General features: G+C 39.1%; 17 protein-coding genes. 6 read left to right on the forward strand and 11 right to left on the reverse strand.

From position 1 onward, the window contains the following. Nucleotides 1-2: 2 nt before the first annotated feature. The 7 genes from I6F44_RS05720 to I6F44_RS05750 all read right to left on the reverse strand — a co-directional run bounded on the left by I6F44_RS05720 (nucleotide 3) and on the right by I6F44_RS05750 (nucleotide 6,657). Nucleotides 3-689: a M15 family metallopeptidase gene (locus tag I6F44_RS05720; protein WP_197173399.1), complete on the reverse strand. Its 687-nt coding sequence runs from the start codon at nucleotides 687-689 to the stop codon at nucleotides 3-5. Continuing rightward, nucleotides 689-1,819, reverse strand: coding sequence for a succinyl-diaminopimelate desuccinylase (gene dapE, locus I6F44_RS05725; RefSeq protein ID WP_121955578.1), 1,131 nt, complete (start codon nucleotides 1,817-1,819; stop codon nucleotides 689-691). The genes I6F44_RS05720 and dapE overlap by 1 nt, the downstream gene beginning before the upstream one ends. Further along, on the reverse strand, nucleotides 1,819-2,163 hold the full coding sequence (locus I6F44_RS05730) for an ArsC family reductase (RefSeq protein WP_024592532.1): 345 nt from the start codon (nucleotides 2,161-2,163) through the stop codon (nucleotides 1,819-1,821). The genes dapE and I6F44_RS05730 overlap by 1 nt, the downstream gene beginning before the upstream one ends. 4 nt (nucleotides 2,164-2,167) lie before the next feature. After that, nucleotides 2,168-2,665: a PTS glucose transporter subunit IIA gene (locus I6F44_RS05735; RefSeq protein ID WP_197173400.1), complete on the reverse strand. Its 498-nt coding sequence runs from the start codon at nucleotides 2,663-2,665 to the stop codon at nucleotides 2,168-2,170. A 3-nt stretch (nucleotides 2,666-2,668) separates the two neighbouring features. Continuing rightward, the gene (locus tag I6F44_RS05740) at nucleotides 2,669-3,055 is read right to left on the reverse strand and encodes an ACT domain-containing protein (RefSeq protein ID WP_024592533.1); all 387 of its coding nucleotides are present in this window, start codon (nucleotides 3,053-3,055) and stop codon (nucleotides 2,669-2,671) included. A 226-nt stretch (nucleotides 3,056-3,281) separates the two neighbouring features. Then, entirely contained in the window at nucleotides 3,282-5,441 is a 2,160-nt protein-coding gene (gene pta, locus I6F44_RS05745) for a phosphate acetyltransferase (RefSeq protein WP_010554245.1), read from the reverse strand. A 1-nt stretch (nucleotide 5,442) separates the two neighbouring features. Then, on the reverse strand, nucleotides 5,443-6,657 hold the full coding sequence (locus tag I6F44_RS05750) for an acetate kinase (protein ID WP_121955576.1): 1,215 nt from the start codon (nucleotides 6,655-6,657) through the stop codon (nucleotides 5,443-5,445). A 284-nt stretch (nucleotides 6,658-6,941) separates the two neighbouring features. On the opposite strand from I6F44_RS05750, the gene yfbV reads away from it, so the two are divergent. Beyond that, nucleotides 6,942-7,388 (forward strand): terminus macrodomain insulation protein YfbV, encoded by a 447-nt coding sequence (gene yfbV / locus I6F44_RS05755; RefSeq protein WP_007582569.1) that lies wholly within the window; start codon nucleotides 6,942-6,944, stop codon nucleotides 7,386-7,388. Here the strand turns inward: yfbV and I6F44_RS05760 are convergent. From I6F44_RS05760 to xthA, 3 genes are read right to left on the reverse strand one after another with little or no spacing between them, the layout of a single operon-like run. Continuing rightward, complete coding sequence (locus I6F44_RS05760) at nucleotides 7,385-8,200, reverse strand: putative RNA methyltransferase (protein ID WP_007582571.1); 816 nt, start codon at nucleotides 8,198-8,200, stop codon at nucleotides 7,385-7,387. The two genes, yfbV and I6F44_RS05760, sit on opposite strands and share 4 nt — an antisense overlap. After that, nucleotides 8,197-8,844 (reverse strand): energy-coupling factor ABC transporter permease, encoded by a 648-nt coding sequence (locus tag I6F44_RS05765; RefSeq protein WP_121955575.1) that lies wholly within the window; start codon nucleotides 8,842-8,844, stop codon nucleotides 8,197-8,199. The genes I6F44_RS05760 and I6F44_RS05765 overlap by 4 nt, the downstream gene beginning before the upstream one ends. 5 nt (nucleotides 8,845-8,849) lie before the next feature. After that, nucleotides 8,850-9,656 (reverse strand): exodeoxyribonuclease III, encoded by an 807-nt coding sequence (gene xthA / locus I6F44_RS05770; RefSeq protein WP_121955574.1) that lies wholly within the window; start codon nucleotides 9,654-9,656, stop codon nucleotides 8,850-8,852. Nucleotides 9,657-9,896: 240 nt separating this feature from the next. Between xthA and I6F44_RS05775 the strand changes: the two genes are divergently transcribed. The 4 genes from I6F44_RS05775 (at nucleotide 9,897) to rluB (ending at nucleotide 12,687) form a co-directional block, all read left to right on the forward strand. Then, nucleotides 9,897-10,328 carry a hypothetical protein gene (locus I6F44_RS05775; protein WP_007582577.1) on the forward strand — a complete coding sequence of 144 codons (432 nt, stop codon included), beginning with the start codon at nucleotides 9,897-9,899 and terminating at the stop codon, nucleotides 10,326-10,328. Nucleotides 10,329-10,554: 226 nt separating this feature from the next. Next, nucleotides 10,555-11,076 (forward strand): EF-hand domain-containing protein, encoded by a 522-nt coding sequence (locus I6F44_RS05780; protein ID WP_076923917.1) that lies wholly within the window; start codon nucleotides 10,555-10,557, stop codon nucleotides 11,074-11,076. 151 nt (nucleotides 11,077-11,227) lie between these two features. Continuing rightward, on the forward strand, nucleotides 11,228-11,818 hold the full coding sequence (gene scpB, locus I6F44_RS05785; protein ID WP_121955378.1) for an SMC-Scp complex subunit ScpB: 591 nt from the start codon (nucleotides 11,228-11,230) through the stop codon (nucleotides 11,816-11,818). Continuing rightward, nucleotides 11,815-12,687 carry a 23S rRNA pseudouridine(2605) synthase RluB gene (gene rluB, locus I6F44_RS05790; protein WP_007582584.1) on the forward strand — a complete coding sequence of 291 codons (873 nt, stop codon included), beginning with the start codon at nucleotides 11,815-11,817 and terminating at the stop codon, nucleotides 12,685-12,687. The genes scpB and rluB overlap by 4 nt, the downstream gene beginning before the upstream one ends. Nucleotides 12,688-12,770: 83 nt before the next feature. Here the strand turns inward: rluB and I6F44_RS05795 are convergent, their stop codons facing one another. Then, entirely contained in the window at nucleotides 12,771-13,517 is a 747-nt protein-coding gene (locus tag I6F44_RS05795) for a YciK family oxidoreductase (protein ID WP_121955379.1), read from the reverse strand. A gap of 206 nt (nucleotides 13,518-13,723) precedes the next feature. Between I6F44_RS05795 and I6F44_RS05800 the strand changes: the two genes are divergently transcribed. Beyond that, on the forward strand, nucleotides 13,724-16,153 hold the full coding sequence (locus I6F44_RS05800) for a VolA/Pla-1 family phospholipase (RefSeq protein ID WP_121955380.1): 2,430 nt from the start codon (nucleotides 13,724-13,726) through the stop codon (nucleotides 16,151-16,153). The last annotated feature ends 158 nt before the right edge of the window (nucleotides 16,154-16,311 follow it).

Below are 16,311 nucleotides of genomic sequence, written 5' to 3' on the forward strand. Positions count from 1 at the left end.
TTTTATGGTGGACTCACGTTTGTTACAAAGCGTTTATAAATAGCAGGTAAGTTATCAAGTATTGCCTGCTTACCCTGTAGTTCACTATTTTTTATGCATTCAAAAAGTACTTGCTCGCTAAACGTATTCACTAACAATTGTGATTGCTTGATATGGCTTATATGCCAAAGCTCAGGTGCGACGCCGCCTAAATCATGTTGGTAAGGGCGATAAAAACCAAATTTAACCAAGTGAGTATCAAGCCAATTACTTAAAGGCGCAAACGGCCCACCTTGCAGGTATTCATCAGGTGTTAGCTGTAGTTTATAATCATCACTTACTGCAGCTTTATCAAACACGTCTAAATCGGTGCCTAAATGGTGCCTGCTTGCCCCAGGTAGTGCAGAGAAGAGCATTATTGCTATGCATTTATCTACATCATTTAATTTAGTTAAATCTACAACCTTTTGTTGTTTATTAAAAACAGGTCGAATACCTAAAAACTTATTATTCCAAATAATTGATTGACGATTAAAGTCGCGAAAACTTGAGGCAATAGTAAGCTCAAATCCTGCTTTTTGTGCTGCACTTTGCAGCGCTAAAAAGTCGCTGATAATAGCGCTGTGCAAGCGATGATTTTGTATATCAGTTAAATGTGTATCACTTTGCCCTGTGATACACATTATTGGTGTTGGTTTAGTTACATCCATTATGTTAAAAGTTGCTCTAGTATTTGCTCGTAAATGTCGGTAAGGGCTATTAAATCATCGGTACTTACGCATTCATCTACTTTATGAATAGTGGCGTTACGTGGGCCAAGTTCAATTACTTTAGCGCCTGTTTGTGCAATAAAGCGACCGTCAGATGTGCCGCCGGTAGTTTCTAGATTCGTGGTTAAACCGGTTACTGATTTAATAGCTGTAACAGTGGCATCAACAAGCGGCCCGTGCTCGGTAATAAAAGGTAAGCCATTTACTATCCAACTTAATTCATAATTTAAGTTATGCTTTTGTAGAATGTCATTTACACGCTGTTGTAATTGCTCATGTGTTACTTGCGTGCTAAATCTAAAGTTAAACTGTACTTCTAGATCACCCGGGATCACGTTACCAGCACCTGTACCGCCATTAATATTCGAAATTTGAAAGCTGGTAGCAGGGAAGTATTCGTTTCCGTTATCCCACACCGTTTGGCTAAGCTCAGTAAGTGCAGGCGTTGCTAGATGAATTGGGTTTTGTGCTAAATGTGGGTAGGCAACATGACCTTGTACGCCTTTAACCGTTAGGTAAGCGGTAAGTGAGCCTCTTCGGCCATTTTTAACAACATCGCCTAATACATCTCGTGATGAGGGTTCGCCTACTAGGCACATATCAATTTTTTCACCACGTGCCTCTAGCGTATCAATTACGCGAGTGGTCCCGTTTACAAAAGGTCCTTCTTCGTCAGAGGTGATTAAAAAAGAAATCGAGCCTTTATGATCTGGATGTTTAGTAACAAAACGTTCGGTTGCTACAAGCATTGCGGCTAATGAGCCTTTCATATCGGCAGCACCACGCCCGTGCAGTAGGCCGTCTTTTATTAATCCTGAAAACGGCGGGTGTTGCCAATTTTTTTCAGGGCCTGTTGGTACAACGTCGGTGTGACCAGCAAAACAAAAGTGCGGCGATTGTGTGCCTTTTCGAGCCCAAGTATTAAGTGTGTCGGTAAAAAATAATGATTCTATATTAAAACCAACCGCAGCAAGGCGATCGTTCATCATTTGTTGGCAGCCAGCATCTTCGGGCGTTACCGATTCACGTTGGATTAGCGCTTGGGCGAGTTGAATTACGTCATTAGTCATTATTTAAAAATCTCGTCGTATTGGGCTGCTTTAAAACCTAAATGGTAACTGCCATTGTTTACCAGTACTGGACGTTTGATCATGGCAGGTTGTTCAACCAACAATGGGATAGCACTTTCTTTAGTTAGGCTTTGTTTTTGCTCATCAGTTAATGCGCGATAAGTTGTTCCACGTTTATTAACGAGTTGTTCCCAATCGAGCTTGTCTGCAAATTCACTCACCATTTGCTCATTTACGCCATCTTTGCGGTAGTCATGAAACGTAAATTCGATGTTGTTATCAGTTAAATGTTTTTTAGCTTTTTTTATCGTATCGCAGTTGCTAATGCCGTATAGAGTGATCATAAATCTAGTTCTTCTTAATAATAGTTAATAGTGTGTCTTCACCCGCATTTACATGCGAATGCGAGTAATGAAATGTGCCAAGGTTATGGCCGTTTAGTAAAATTAAACTAGCAAGCATTGGAGTATCAAGTTCTCGTAAATCAAAATAAGCAAGGCGTTGACCTTTGCATATTTTGCTACCATTGAGTTGCGCAATATGGGTATGCGTAATTGATTGCGAATCAAAAATAGTTAAGTTAATCAAGGTTTTTAAACCATTGTTAGCTTGTAGAATAAACTCAGTACCTGCATTTTTTACTTGTAATAAAGTTCCATCAAACGGTGCTAAAATTTTATGACTTGTTAGTTGCACCATAATACCTGGGCCCAGAGTGCCAAAACGAAAAAAAGGTTCTGGATGCTCTTTCAGTGCAATTACTTTACCTGTAAATGGGCTGGTTATATTTATTGCATTAAGAGGCGTTTTATTTTGAGCTAAATAGTCAATTTTTTGAGCTTTCATAAGTTAGTTTCCCACCACGTTATAACCCTCTTTTTTTAAAGCGGAAATAGCATTTTCTGCAGTGTGTTTTTTTATGAGAATATAATCAGTATCGTAGGTTGAAATTGAAAAGATAGAAATTTTAGCGCGCGCTAATACCCCTGAAATATTAGCCATAATTCCGGTTAACGAAAAGCCAAGTGGACCTACAACCTCTAAAGCTTGCCAGTCGGGTTCGGTATCCAGGCTTTTTACTTCAAAATCGCTTGGGCATACAATTGAAAGTTCATCATGGGTTTTAGAAATAAAAAACAAAGATTGCTTTAAAAGTGCCGCAGGTATGTCGGCATCTACATCTAAACTGTGTATAGATAAAATGGTGCTGTGTAATTGTAATGTTTGTTTTGACATTAAAAGCCTGCGAACAGCAATATTGATAGCTTTATAGTATAGATTATTGGCTTTAAATTAAAGGTGTAACAACGACTAACTCAGCAGTAAATAAGTAGATAAAAGAAGGGAGTAAAAACTTACCCACAATTTCTGTGGATAAGTATGGGGGTTGCAGGGTATAAATAACCTAACTAGTTAATTATTAAATAAATAATAGCTAGGCTATAAAAAGCACACGTTACGTTTAATGAGTAATTAGCGCTTCTGTTTGAGCTGCCTGAATGGCAGTTAAGGCGATTGTATACACAATATCATCAACTAATGCACCACGGCTTAAATCGTTTACAGGTTTACGCATACCTTGCAGCATAGGGCCAATACTTATCAAGTCGGCACTACGTTGTACTGCTTTATACGTGGTATTACCCGTATTTAAATCTGGGAATATAAATACAGTCGCTTTACCGGCTACAGGGCTGTTAGGTGCTTTTTTAAGTGCTACGTTTTCCATTATAGCGGCATCGTATTGTAGTGGGCCGTCGATAATTAGATCAGGACGTTTTTGTTTTGCTATTTTTGTGGCTTCACGTACTTTTTCAACATCGGCACCTGTACCAGAAGTGCCCGTGCTGTAGCTGATCATGGCAACACGCGGCTCTATGCCAAATGCAGCTGCAGAGTCGGCAGATTGAATCGCTATGTCTGCAAGTTGTTCAGCATTAGGGTCTGGGTTAATCGCACAGTCACCGTAAACTAATACTTGGTCAGGCAGTAGCATAAAAAATACAGATGATACTAGTGATGACCCTGGTGCTGTTTTAATCAATTGCAGTGGTGGGCGAATTGTATTTGCCGTAGTGTTTACTGCGCCCGATACTAAACCGTCTACTTTACCTTGCTCAAGCATCATTGTACCGAGTACGACGTTATCTTGTAGTTGCTCTTGTGCTACTACGGCAGTTAGGCCTTTGCTTTTACGAATTTCGACCATAGGCGCAATATAATCATTAATAATACTTTTTGGCTCGATAATACTTACATGTTCGTTTAGCTCAATACCTTGCTGCTGTGCAATACGCATTATTTCTTCGCGATCGCCTAGTAATATAGTTTTAGCAATTCCGCGTTGACCACAAATAGCAGCCGCTTTAATTGTACGAGGTTCATTACCTTCTGGTAGAACCACAGTTTTACCTGCTTTACGCGCTTTAGTGGTAAGTAAGTAACGAAATGCGGGTGGTGATAACTTACGAGTTTTACCTACACTTTTAGCTAGAGTATCTAGCCAGCTTGAATTGATATGCTCTGCGTTGTGATCTTTTACTTTTTCAATACGTTGGTCATCATCATTTGGTACTTCCATATTAAAGTTATGCAGTAGTAATGATGTACGCCACGTGTCTGCATCGGTTGCGAGTATTGGCAAACCGGTTTGCATGGCTTGCTCACACAAGGCCATAATACGTGGCTCTGGCTCAAAACCACCGGTGAGTAATATAGCGCCAAGTTTAGTGCCGTTCATAGCAGATAAGCACGCAGCAACAAGTATGTCAGAGCGATCGCCCGGTGTTACTAATAAAGCGCCTGGCGTAAAATAATTTAAAATATTTGAAACCGTACGAGCACAAAAAGTAATACGGCGCAGACGACGATGAAGCATATCGCCTTCGTTAATAATCGTGGCTTTTAAGTATGCGCTTAAGTCTTTTACGCGCGGCGCTACTAAGTCAAAATCCCACGGGATTGCACCAAGTAACATAAACGGATTTTTTTTAAAAATAGGTAGGGATGCTAAACGATTTAACTCGTTTTCAAGCTCTTCAGGTTTATAGGCATCGACTAAATCGGCGCGTGCACGACCTTCTTCATCAAGTGGCGCATTTACTTTATTAAAAATACAGCCCAGTACGCGAGGGTGATCGATACCACCATAGTTACCTGCTGCAATTTCAAGGCGGTCTTCTATTTGAGTAATGGTGTAATTACCTGGGGTAAGTACAAATACAATTTCGGCGCCGAGTGTTTGCGCAATTTCGCGGTTTACACGCCCAGCATAAGGTTGGCGACGAGTAGGTACCATACCTTCAATAATAGCGACTTCGTCGTCGTTTATTTTACTTTCAAAGCGTTCAACAATTTCCTCTAGTAGGTCATCACCTTTACCGTCGCCAATCATTTGCTCAGCATAATCAAGTGCAAAAGGCATTGGTGGGTTAATAGGTGAGCCTTGAGTGACTATTTGCGTTGATTTTTCAGGGCCTGTTTCACCTGAACGTGGCTGAGCTATTGGTTTAAAAAAGTTAACTTTAACTGTTTTTTGTTCAAGTGCACGCACTAAACCAACTGATACCGACGTTAAACCCACACCGGTAGAAACAGGAATTAACATAATACGACGTGCCATATTAAAGCTCCTTTACAATATTTGCAGCATCAAGGGCAATAACCCATTCTTCATTAGTTGGCATTACTACTGCTTTGACGTGTGAATTTTTACAGCTAATAACGCCTTCTTGACCAAAGCGCGCATTGAGGTTGGCTTGCGGATTACAATTAATGCCTAAAAAGGCAAGTTGTGTAATTACTTTTTCACGAATAATATCTGAGTTTTCACCAATACCACCAGTAAATATAACAGCATCAAGGCGCTGTAATGGCACCATATACGCCGCGATTTGTTTTGAAAGTCGGTAGCAAAACATTTCAATTGCGAGTATCGCTTTTTTATTCCCGGCCAAAGCGGCTTCTTCAATGGTACGGCAATCGTTAGAAAGCTCGCTAATACCTAACAAGCCACTTTTTTGATTTAGTAGGTTATCAATTTGCTGGGCTGTGTAATCAAGTTGAGTGGTTAAAAAGTTAAATAAACCAGGGTCAATATCGCCGCTACGTGTGCCCATTATCAGCCCCTCTAGAGGCGTTAGTCCCATGCTGGTATCAACACTCTTACCATTTTTAATAGCGCATACAGAACAACCGTTACCTAAGTGGGCACTAATAAAATTGCTTTGCTCGATAGGTTGCTCAAGTAACTTTGCTGTTTGCCCTGCAATATAAAAATGACTTGTGCCGTGAAAACCATAACGCCTAACACCAAACTCGGTGTACAACTTATATGGAAGAGCGTAAAGAAAGGCAACTTCATTCATAGTTTGGTGAAATGCAGTATCAAACACCGCGACTTGTGGCAAACCTTCAAACGATGCCTGCGCCGACGATATACCTAGTAAATTAGCGTGCCCATGAAGCGGCGCAAGCGTTGCAGACTGTGTAATGCCTGCAATTACTTTTTCGTCAATCAATACCGATCGCGTAAAGTGCTCGCCGCCATGTACAACACGATGGCCCACTGCGATAAGTTGATCGTCTAAGTTGTGATCTTTTATTAAGCTTACAAGCGTATTTATAGCCTCAGCATGTGCTTGATTAGCCGCTAAGTCGATAACTGTTTTAGCACCATTAAATTTGTATTTAATAGAGGGCGCTTTGTCGCCTAAGCGTTCAGCAAGGCCTGAAATGATTTCGTGACCATCGCTCGCATCAATAATGGCAAACTTTAAGCTAGAGCTACCACAATTTAAAACTAAAACGTGTTGTGATTCAGGAGGGGTTGTTGGCATAGATTCAATTTCCATAAACAAATTTAGTAAGTAAACGTTAATACGTAATCGTTACACTTACGGTATTAAATAAAGCTAAAACAATTGAATGTTCAATTGCAAAGTGGTTAACGCAATGTTAATTACTTTACCTTAATTAAGATATTTAAGTTAGGATTGTTCGCCATTAAAAGGTAAATTTAAGCTGTTTTACTGAGAAAGTGTAACTCTTTCATTTTGTGTTACACTTTGCGTATAGCTCGTTTTTCCATTGTATTTAAAAGCAGTATCTGTGAGGAGTCATGATGCAAAAAAGTGTGATGTCACAACTACAAACAGGCCGTTTGTATGGTAAAAAATGGCCAATGCGCAAAGAGCTTGCGCCTTTGTTTTTAGAGTTTAGGGTAATTAGAGCGACTGAGCTTGCCATTACAGTAATGCCAATCTTAGCCATGCTAACATTGTTTTTTCAGCTAAATTACTTGGGTTCTGATTTTTTACCGCAAGCCATTGCAAGTGCATTATTTTTTATATCGTTACCATTACAAGGTTTATTTTGGTTGGGTAAGCGAGCGCAAACGCCTTTAGAGCCTGCGATGCAAAAATGGTATAACGAGCTGTACACTAAAATGGCAGCTAATGGATATCAAACGCAGTTAAGTGAAAACAAGCCCCGCTATATGGAGCTTGCCAATTTACTTAAAGATATGTTTGATAAAATGGACAGGGCGTTTACTAAAGAGCAGTTTTAGAGAGTTACATCATTATCTATTTTGGTAAACTGAGTAATATAAAACGATAAGGTGACAGTGTGTTCACCTTTTTCTTCGAGTGCTGTCCAGTGCTCGGGTCTAAATTTCCATGCAAATGGCGTCATCATTATTAAGTTTTTAATATCAGTAAAGCTAAGCGCTACATGCTCTGTTAAAAGGATCTGCTCTGATTTTTGAAACCCTTTTGGAGTGGCTATTTCAGTATGTTCGTTTACTTCTGAATATATATACGATTTTAGCTCTTTTAAATGACAAGGACCTGGGCTTGCAACTACTAATGTTGCGTTTTGATTTGCTAGGCGTTCAAGCTCTTGCTCAAACAAAGGTGCAAATACGCTAACAAGTACATCAGCAAATTGGCTTTTAAAGGGGGCTTGGCTGATTGATGCCACACTAAAATGGCAATTAGGGTAGCGCTTTGCTGCATATTTAACCGCTGATTTTGAAATATCGACACCGTATACAACAGCATTTGTTTTATTCGCGATTGCTTGGGTATAAAACCCTTCACCGCATCCTAAATCAATAATAGTATTCGCACTTATATTACTGATTATATCACTAAGGCTTTGCTGTAAAAAACGATAATACCCACGCTCTAAAAATGCACGTCTGGCTTGTACCATTTCAAGTGAATCACCGGGTTGTTTTGAATTTTTCTGTTGCACAGGCAGTAAATTAACATAGCCTTCTTTTGCAAAATCAAAGCTGTGGTTGTTAGCACAACGAAGTGTGGAATCAGTTTTCAAAAGTGCTAGGTTACACAGCGGGCATTGATATTCAAGACTCATGAGCCTAGGTAGTCCTTATCGTAAAAAGTTTTTACCCAATGCGGGCGATAGGTGATCATAATTGTTATAGCCATGCCGTTGAGCATTGCTTCAGGAAACCAAATTATGGCACTTAAATAAACGTAGTTATCTGCAAGTTCTTGCCAATTGTATTGCCCTATAGCTAAGTAAAATAAAGCACCTAGGCCTATTTTTATACAGGCTATAAATCCTGCGGTTATAAACGCACAAACAAATATATAAACAAAAAAATGACGAGGTAAATATTGGTAACTAATTATAAAGCCAAGATAGCTCAATAAAATAGGAATAAACGCACCAATAAGCAGTTGTACTGGTAACAGCTCAAGTTCAATTTGACCAAAGGCAGCGAGTAGGGCTGTGGCAAGTAGGCTACTTAAAATAGTCAACCGCCAGCCTAAAATTAATGTAGCAGCCGTAACACCTAGTATGTGTAAATCAAGGCCAGTTAAAATGCCAGCCTTTATTCGCCAAAGCACTGCAAACACTAACGCACACGCAAGTACGCCAGTTTGACGGACTGACGTATTAAGCAATGTTTTATATGTTTTTTTATCAAAGCTTAATAGAGGAATAATAATTACAAGAGCCCAAAGTAGCCCCTGCATTGTTAGGCTGAGCATAATAATTACTTAAATGTTGACCATATAGGGGCATGATCTGACGGTTTTTCAATACCGCGAAGTTCGTAATCAATACCTGTATCTATGCAGCGTGCTGCAAGCTCATTGGTTGCAAGCACGACATCTATACGAAGTCCTCGATTATCTACAAACCCTTTAGAGCGATAGTCAAACCACGAGTATTGATCGTCTGTGTCGGGGTTTTGCTCTCTAAAGGTGTCTTTAAAACCCCAATTAAGTAATGTTGCAAGCCATTCACGCTCTACTGGTTGAAAAGAACATTTACCTGTTTTTAACCAACGTTTAGCATTTACGTCGCCAATACCAATATCTAAATCGGTGGGTGATATGTTGATATCCCCCATGACAATTACATCTTGATCGGGTGTGTGATTGGTTTCAAGGTGTGTCATTAAATCTTTATAAAATTGACGTTTATAAGGGAATTTAGTTTCGTGATTAATATTATCACCTTGTGGGAAATAGCCATTCATGACAGTAAGATCGCGACCGTTTTTTTGTTCAACAGTGACGCTTATCATGCGTTTTTGCGATTCATCTGTATCGGTGACAAAACCTTTTAAGACCGATTTAGGCTCTTTTTTGCATAACATAGCTACGCCATAATGCGCTTTTTGACCATGAAAGTAGACGTGATATCCCATTTTTTGTACATCTTCTAATGGGAATGCTTCGTCGTGAACTTTAATCTCTTGCAAGCCAATAACGTCTGGTTGATGTTTGTCGATAATTGCTTGTAATTGGTGAAGACGAGCACGCAGACCATTGATATTGAAAGAAATCACTTTCATAAAATTTACCTTAAAATTGGTTCTATTTAATAGCTTAAATTGTATCAGTAAATACGCGTACATAACATGACTGAATTGAGATAATAGCTGCGTAAATGTTGATCAAATGATGGGTGAAGTTTAAACATTGTGAATACAATATTAATTATTTAAATAAATAAAAAATTCAATTGAACTTAACTTTATTGAATATATAATGCGCGAAATTCACTTGTTTAGCTCGTTCAAATAGGATCTCTCATGAAAACACAACTACTTTTAGCCACTGCTTTACTAGCATCTGCAACTGCGTCAGCACAAAGCAATACTTACTTTAGCCAAGATAACAAAATTGAGTCTAAGTTATGCGTACTAAGTGCAAACGAAGGCTTTAGCGTTGCTCGTAAAGAAGCTGCCCAGCACGGTGTTTACCTATCTCGTTTTTCTAAAAGCATTTTATGTAATGGCGAAGATATTCGTGATATTGCTAAAAAAACGACATTAAGCAACGCATCAGTTGAGAAAGTAGAAGTATTTGCAAAAGACGCTCAACAAGAAACTCAACTATGTATGACGGCTTTAAAACAAGGTTTAGCACCTGTTCGTCAAAAAATTGGTAACCTGAACTCATTAAAATGTAATGGTCAAAACGTTACTGAGTTTGTTAAGCGCTACCAAAACGCAGCAATCTAATTGTTAGCTTAACTATATAAGTAAAATTGAAATACCTGGTTTTTACCGGGTATTTTTTTGCAAAAATTACAAGGTAGTTTGCAAAGCTTGCAAGCTTAACTTATTGAAACTGCTTAATAAATATACCGAATGAGATTAAGTTATTGATTATTATAAGTTAACTATTATTGGCATTAGATTTGTATTAGTTAAAGTGACATTTAATTAATTACGAAGGATACGTCTTATGAAAAAGTTAACATTAGCAGCCACTATTTTAGCATCATTAAGCCTAGCGGCTTGTTCATCTAATCAAGGTCTTGAAAGAATAGATAGTGACTTTGCAAGTTTAGATAATGATAGCGATGGCTACATCTCAAAAGTTGAAGCTGATGACGATAGCATTTGGGGCCATTTTTCAAATATTGATACCAATATGGATAACGAAATTAGCCGCAAAGAATTTAACACTTACATGAAGTTAAACAATGGTAAAGTAGCTACTGATTCTGAAGTAAGTGAGTCGGCATTTAAAGCTGAAATTGCTAAATTCGATAAAATTGAAAGCAGCTTTGCAAGTCTAGATAACGACAGCAATGGCTATATCTCGGTAGTTGAAGGTAACGATGATGATATTTCAAATCATTTTGGTTATATGGATAAAAACCAAGATAAGCGGATCAGTAAAAGCGAGTTTATGGGTTACATTAAAAAATATGGTAACGCAGTAGCTGAAGATGATGCATTAGAAGCCATTAAACACAGCTAATAGTTGTCATTTTAATAAGCAACAAAGAAGCCAGTGCTAGTCACTGGCTTTTTTGTGTTTTAAATTTAGTTATTTGATAGATATATTTTCCTAGTTTGGTGTTGTTCTGTCATAATAGATGGCTGTGTATTTTTATTTGTTAAGAGTGTGTATGGCGGGTCGACGAATTAGTGATGAACAACTAGTTGAGATCATTGAAGCAGCTATTTTTGTTGCAGATAAGCCTGTTAGTAAACGCCACATTAAAGACATCGTATTAATAGATTTAGCTATTTCTATGGCACGAATAAATGACGCAATAGATACAATACAAGAACATTTTCAAACTCGTGGTATTCGCTTAGTTGAGGTTGGTAGTGGGTATCGGTTTCAGGCATGCAGTAGTTTAAGCCCTTGGTTAAATAACTTGTGGCAAGAACGTGCACCAAAATACTCGCGTGCTTTACTGGAAACAATATCACTTATTGCATACAGGCAGCCCATTACACGCGGCGAAATTGAGCAAGTAAGAGGTGTTACTACGGGTTCGAATATTATTAAAACCTTACTCGAAAGAGAGTGGGTTAAAGTGGTAGGGCATAAAGAGGTTCCGGGTAAGCCGGCTTTATATGCAACTACTAAGCAATTTTTAGATTATTTTTCGTTAACTGGGCTTGAAAATTTACCTGCGTTGCCAACAGAGCAGCAAAGTAAAATTAACCAGTTATTGAGCGATCCTTCTGTGAGAGAACCATCCGAATGAGTATTATACAAGGTGAAAAGTTACAAAAAGTCTTAGCCCGTGCAGGCGTAGGCTCACGCCGTGAAATGGAAAAATACATTGACGCAAACCGCGTTAGTGTAAACGGTAAAGTGGCAAAGTTAGGTGACCGTGTTGAAGAAACCGATTTGATTCGTGTTGACGGACACAGTGTAAAAATTGAAGAAAAAGCAGACCGAATCTGTCGTGTGATTATGTATAACAAACCAGAAGGTGAGTTAAGCACACGTAAAGATCCTGAAGGACGTCGTACTGTATTTGATCGACTTCCGCGTATTGATGGCGATCGCTGGATTGCGGTTGGTCGACTAGACGTTAATACATCAGGTTTAATGCTTTTTACAAACGATGGTGAACTGGCAAACCGTTTAATGCACCCAAGCTATGAAGTAGAGCGTGAATACTCTGCGCGTGTATTTGGTGAAGTAACCAATGAAACGGTTAAAAACTTACTACGTGGTGTTGAGCTTGAAGATGGTCCAGCCAAATTCACGACTGTAACCCCTATGGGTGGCGAAGGCGTTAACCGTTGGTTTAACGTAACGTTAAATGAAGGGCGTAACCGTGAAGTTCGTCGTTTATGGCAGTCTCAAGATGCGGAAGTATCTCGTCTTATTCGTATTCGTTACGGTAAATTAGAGCTTGATAAGCGCGTGCCACAAGGTGGTTGGATGGAGTATGATTTAGAAACAGTAAACTACTTGCGTAAAACCGTTAAATTAGGCCGCGAAACACAAACTAAGCTTTCTGTTATGCCTGAAAAACGCAAAGATAAACGCGCTAAAATCAATCAAATTCGTAAAGCAGTTAAAAAACACAATCAGCGTGTTAAGCCGACTAAACGTAAATAATCAATTAGTTATTTATTGAACACAAAAAAGCCGCTAATTGCGGCTTTTTTAATGTGAGTTGTTTAAACTATTTAAACTCCAAATTACTTTTTTACTTGAGCATCTAACGATTGGCCATTCACTTCACTTGAATCGTCACTCATTAGATATAAATATGTAGGCATTAAATCCTCTGGTGTAGCAAGTGCGTCTCTATCTTCACCTGGATATGCAGCAGCTCGCATTGAAGTGCGAGTAGCGCCTGGGTTAATACAGTTTACACGAATATTCGTTTTACCTACTTCACATGCCCATGTTTGCATCATACCTTCTACTGCAAATTTTGAGATGGCATAAGGCCCCCAAAATTCACGACCTTTGCGGCCTACACCTGATGACGTAAATACTATCGATGCATTATCAGACTTACGAAGAACAGGAAAAAGTGCTTTAGTGATCATTGCTTGTGCAGTCACGTTTACTTTCATTATGTTTTCGAACGTAGATGAGCAAAAATGTTCAAGCGGACCGAGTGACCCTAAAATACCTGCATTATTAAGCAACCCGTCAAGGCGTCCAAACTGATATTCGATTGTTGCAGCAAGGTCACGGTAGTTTTGCTTCGTCGCGCCTTTTAAATCCATAGGGACTATTGCAGGTTTAGGGTAGCCAGCATTAACAATTTCATCGTAAACACATTCAAGTTTATTAGTTGTTTTTCCTAATAAGATAACTGTAGCGCCGTATTTTGCATACGTAATTGCTGCAACTCGGCCAATACCATCACCGGCGCCTGTTATTAAAATAACTTTATCTTTAAGTGCGTTTTCAGCTGCTTGATATGTGTGCATAAAAGTACCAATTCATATAATTTTTTTGATTTTAACATAGCGAAACGTGAAGTAATCGAATTTATTGTAAAATTAGGTGGCGAAAATAGAAACTTTACGTTAAGTTTAACTGGTCTAATGTCTCATTAATAACCTGATTACATTGTTTTAACTTAATACACTGATTAAACACACTATAAAAATAAAATACGTGCGGAGCCAACAATATGAAAAAAATGCTACTTTCACTCTCGGTTACAGCTGCTTTAGCAGGTTGTGGCGGTGGAGAAACGTTAACAGATGTCAAAAACGACACAGCACCAGTTATCCCAACAGCAACAGTTACATTTGATCCAGCAGCAGGTATCTTATCGGTACCTAATGATTTATTAATGAGTGGAACTCAAGACGGTACACTTAATATTCCTGGTGAATTAGATGACAACAATGTGTCTATTTCGCGCGCAGCTTATGCAAACCCTCAACTTGCACTAGGTGCACTTGATGGTTGGTCTTCGCAGGTTCCTTATAAAATCGATTTAACATTCCCACCAAATGTAAGTTTAGATGAAGCGTCTGCTGGGACCCCTGGTACAGTAAGAATTTTTGAAGTTGTAATGGGTGCAAGTTTAACTGATGCAGAATGTTCAGTTGTAGCTGCCGGTACTGCTTGTAAATTGGTCGGTGAGCTTACTTTTGGTGTTGACTTTGTTACTCAAGCTTCAGGTGATGGCGTTGCAATTATTCCTTTAAAACCATTTATGGCGGGTAGCTCATACATCAATGTGTTAACTACTGGTCTTAAAGATTCATTAGGGCGTTCTATTGAGCCTTCTTCTACTTATGGGCTGGTTAAACAAGAAGCGCCATTAATTACAGAAGCCCAACTTGGTTTGCAGGGTGCTGTTAACAGTTACGAAAATGTAGTTGTAAGTTCAGGAGATATCACAAAAGAAGATATTATTTTTTCTAGTGCGATGACTATTCAATCAGCAGGTCCTGTACTTGGGACAATTAAAAAGTTACTAGCTGCAAGCTTGCAAGAACCTGCATTGCCAACGCCTGCACTTCAAGTTCCTGAACAACCTATGGTAAATGTACAACAAGTATTTGCTTCTCAGGGTGTAGAAGTATCTGCTGCATTCTCTGGTGTGCAATATCAAAAAGGTAGCATTATGTTACCGATGTATTTAGGTACACCAACGGGTACTGATATTAGTGATTTAAGTGATACATATTGGCAAGGTATGTGTGATAACGCGGTGGCAATAATTGGTTACAAGGCCGTTGCAGGCGATGCATTTCCTGCAGATCCTATTAGTGAAAATGATGGTTTATGTTCTGCATTAAGTGACGGACAATTACGTGACTTAGGACTAGACCGCACACGCCATTTAACAAAATACAACTCAATTCCAAAAGTACAAAGCATGGCAAATGTGCCAGTGCAAGTTACTAAACCTATTTTACCGATAATTAATGGTGTCCGTGCACAGTTACAATTAGATCCTATCGCAATGCCTGAAGGTGGATGGCCTGTTGTGATTATGCAGCACGGTATTACAACACAAAAAGAAAGTATGCTTGCTTTAACTGCGCAGCTTTCTATTCAAGGCTTTGCAACGGTTGCTATTGACCATCCAAGACATGGTGAGCGCGGAATAGATGTTGATGGTGATGGAACAGACGACTTTAATGCAACAACGGGTTCTGTGCTTAGTTACATGAACTTAAGTTCATTACTTGTTGCACGTGATAGCTTACGCCAATCGGCTGCTGATTTATTAGGCCTTCGTTTAGGCTTAAACTTTATTAACGATACAACTATTAATAGTAAAGACGTTACCTACATTGGGCATTCGCTAGGTTCTATTGTTGCTCCAGCATTTATTGCTCAAGCTAATACGCCAATGGCAGAAACGCTTGATCCGCTATTTAATGTAAACACGGTAGCGCTTGCAAGTGGTGGTGGCGGTATAGCAAGCTTCTTACTTGAATCTGCTGCGTTTGGTCCATTTATTCAAGGTTCAGTACTTTCACAAGCGGGTACAACAGAAGCTGATGAATTTACTGCATATTTACAAGGAGATGCAGTTTCTAACTGTGGCTCATTAATACCAGACATGGAAGCTTACTTGACGTGTGGCTACAACGAATATATTGCATCACTTACCACTGCGGGTGAAACGACTAAACTTACTAACATTCAAGGTGTATTTACACAGTTTGCTTTTGCGGCGCAAACAGCGCTAGATAGTGGTGATCCAACTAACTACGCAGCCACTGTGAAAGCATTAGGTACTCCTGTTTATACTAATGTTGTTGTGGGTGATGGTGTTGATAACAAGCCTGACCAAGTGATACCACCAATGGCAGCTAATAATCCTATTTCTGGCACAATTCCATTAGCTAACTTGATGGGTCTTGAGACAGTAAGTTCTTCGCAAGCATTGAGTGAAACACCAGCAAGCTACTTAGTTAAATTTACTAAAGGGCATCATGGTTCTATATTAACACCAGCTCAAGATGCTGCACAGGCTGCAACTGTTGAAGGCAGTGCTGCCGCTAATGCAGAAATGCAGTTGCAAGTAGCTACTTACTTAGCTGCTCGCGGACGGATGTTATTAGTTTCCAACCCTGAGGTTGTGACTGATTAATAACCAGTAAAATAATTAACCTTTAAAAGCCACTGAAAAGTTAACACCGATCAGTTAAGGTATTTTTGATCGGTTGACCGATCTTTTGGTTGCTTCACAATACCCTTATCATCTTTTGATTATGAGGGTATTTTTATGCTTAGTCATTGGTTACTTGA

The sequence above is a fragment of the Pseudoalteromonas sp. NZS11_1 genome, assembly GCF_015864275.1.
Taxonomy (GTDB): domain Bacteria; phylum Pseudomonadota; class Gammaproteobacteria; order Enterobacterales; family Alteromonadaceae; genus Pseudoalteromonas; species Pseudoalteromonas arctica.

Bases quoted from the DNA above. Each gene is read 5' to 3' on its own strand.
- I6F44_RS05795 (WP_121955379.1), bottom strand. From the start codon at position 13,517: ATGCACACATATCAAGCAGCTGAAAACGCACTTAAAGATAAAGTTATT.
- xthA (WP_121955574.1), bottom strand. From the start codon at position 9,656: ATGAAAGTGATTTCTTTCAATATCAATGGTCTGCGTGCTCGTCTTCAC.
- dapE (WP_121955578.1), bottom strand. From the start codon at position 1,819: ATGACTAATGACGTAATTCAACTCGCCCAAGCGCTAATCCAACGTGAA.
- I6F44_RS05740 (WP_024592533.1), bottom strand. From the start codon at position 3,055: ATGTCAAAACAAACATTACAATTACACAGCACCATTTTATCTATACAC.
- I6F44_RS05750 (WP_121955576.1), bottom strand. From the start codon at position 6,657: ATGCCAACAACCCCTCCTGAATCACAACACGTTTTAGTTTTAAATTGT.
- scpB (WP_121955378.1), top strand. From the start codon at position 11,228: ATGGCGGGTCGACGAATTAGTGATGAACAACTAGTTGAGATCATTGAA.
- I6F44_RS05735 (WP_197173400.1), bottom strand. From the start codon at position 2,665: ATGAAAGCTCAAAAAATTGACTATTTAGCTCAAAATAAAACGCCTCTT.
- I6F44_RS05765 (WP_121955575.1), bottom strand. From the start codon at position 8,844: ATGCTCAGCCTAACAATGCAGGGGCTACTTTGGGCTCTTGTAATTATT.
- I6F44_RS05775 (WP_007582577.1), top strand. From the start codon at position 9,897: ATGAAAACACAACTACTTTTAGCCACTGCTTTACTAGCATCTGCAACT.
- I6F44_RS05760 (WP_007582571.1), bottom strand. From the start codon at position 8,200: ATGAGTCTTGAATATCAATGCCCGCTGTGTAACCTAGCACTTTTGAAA.
- pta (WP_010554245.1), bottom strand. From the start codon at position 5,441: ATGGCACGTCGTATTATGTTAATTCCTGTTTCTACCGGTGTGGGTTTA.
- I6F44_RS05780 (WP_076923917.1), top strand. From the start codon at position 10,555: ATGAAAAAGTTAACATTAGCAGCCACTATTTTAGCATCATTAAGCCTA.
- yfbV (WP_007582569.1), top strand. From the start codon at position 6,942: ATGCAAAAAAGTGTGATGTCACAACTACAAACAGGCCGTTTGTATGGT.
- I6F44_RS05800 (WP_121955380.1), top strand. From the start codon at position 13,724: ATGAAAAAAATGCTACTTTCACTCTCGGTTACAGCTGCTTTAGCAGGT.
- I6F44_RS05730 (WP_024592532.1), bottom strand. From the start codon at position 2,163: ATGATCACTCTATACGGCATTAGCAACTGCGATACGATAAAAAAAGCT.
- I6F44_RS05720 (WP_197173399.1), bottom strand. From the start codon at position 689: ATGGATGTAACTAAACCAACACCAATAATGTGTATCACAGGGCAAAGT.
- rluB (WP_007582584.1), top strand. From the start codon at position 11,815: ATGAGTATTATACAAGGTGAAAAGTTACAAAAAGTCTTAGCCCGTGCA.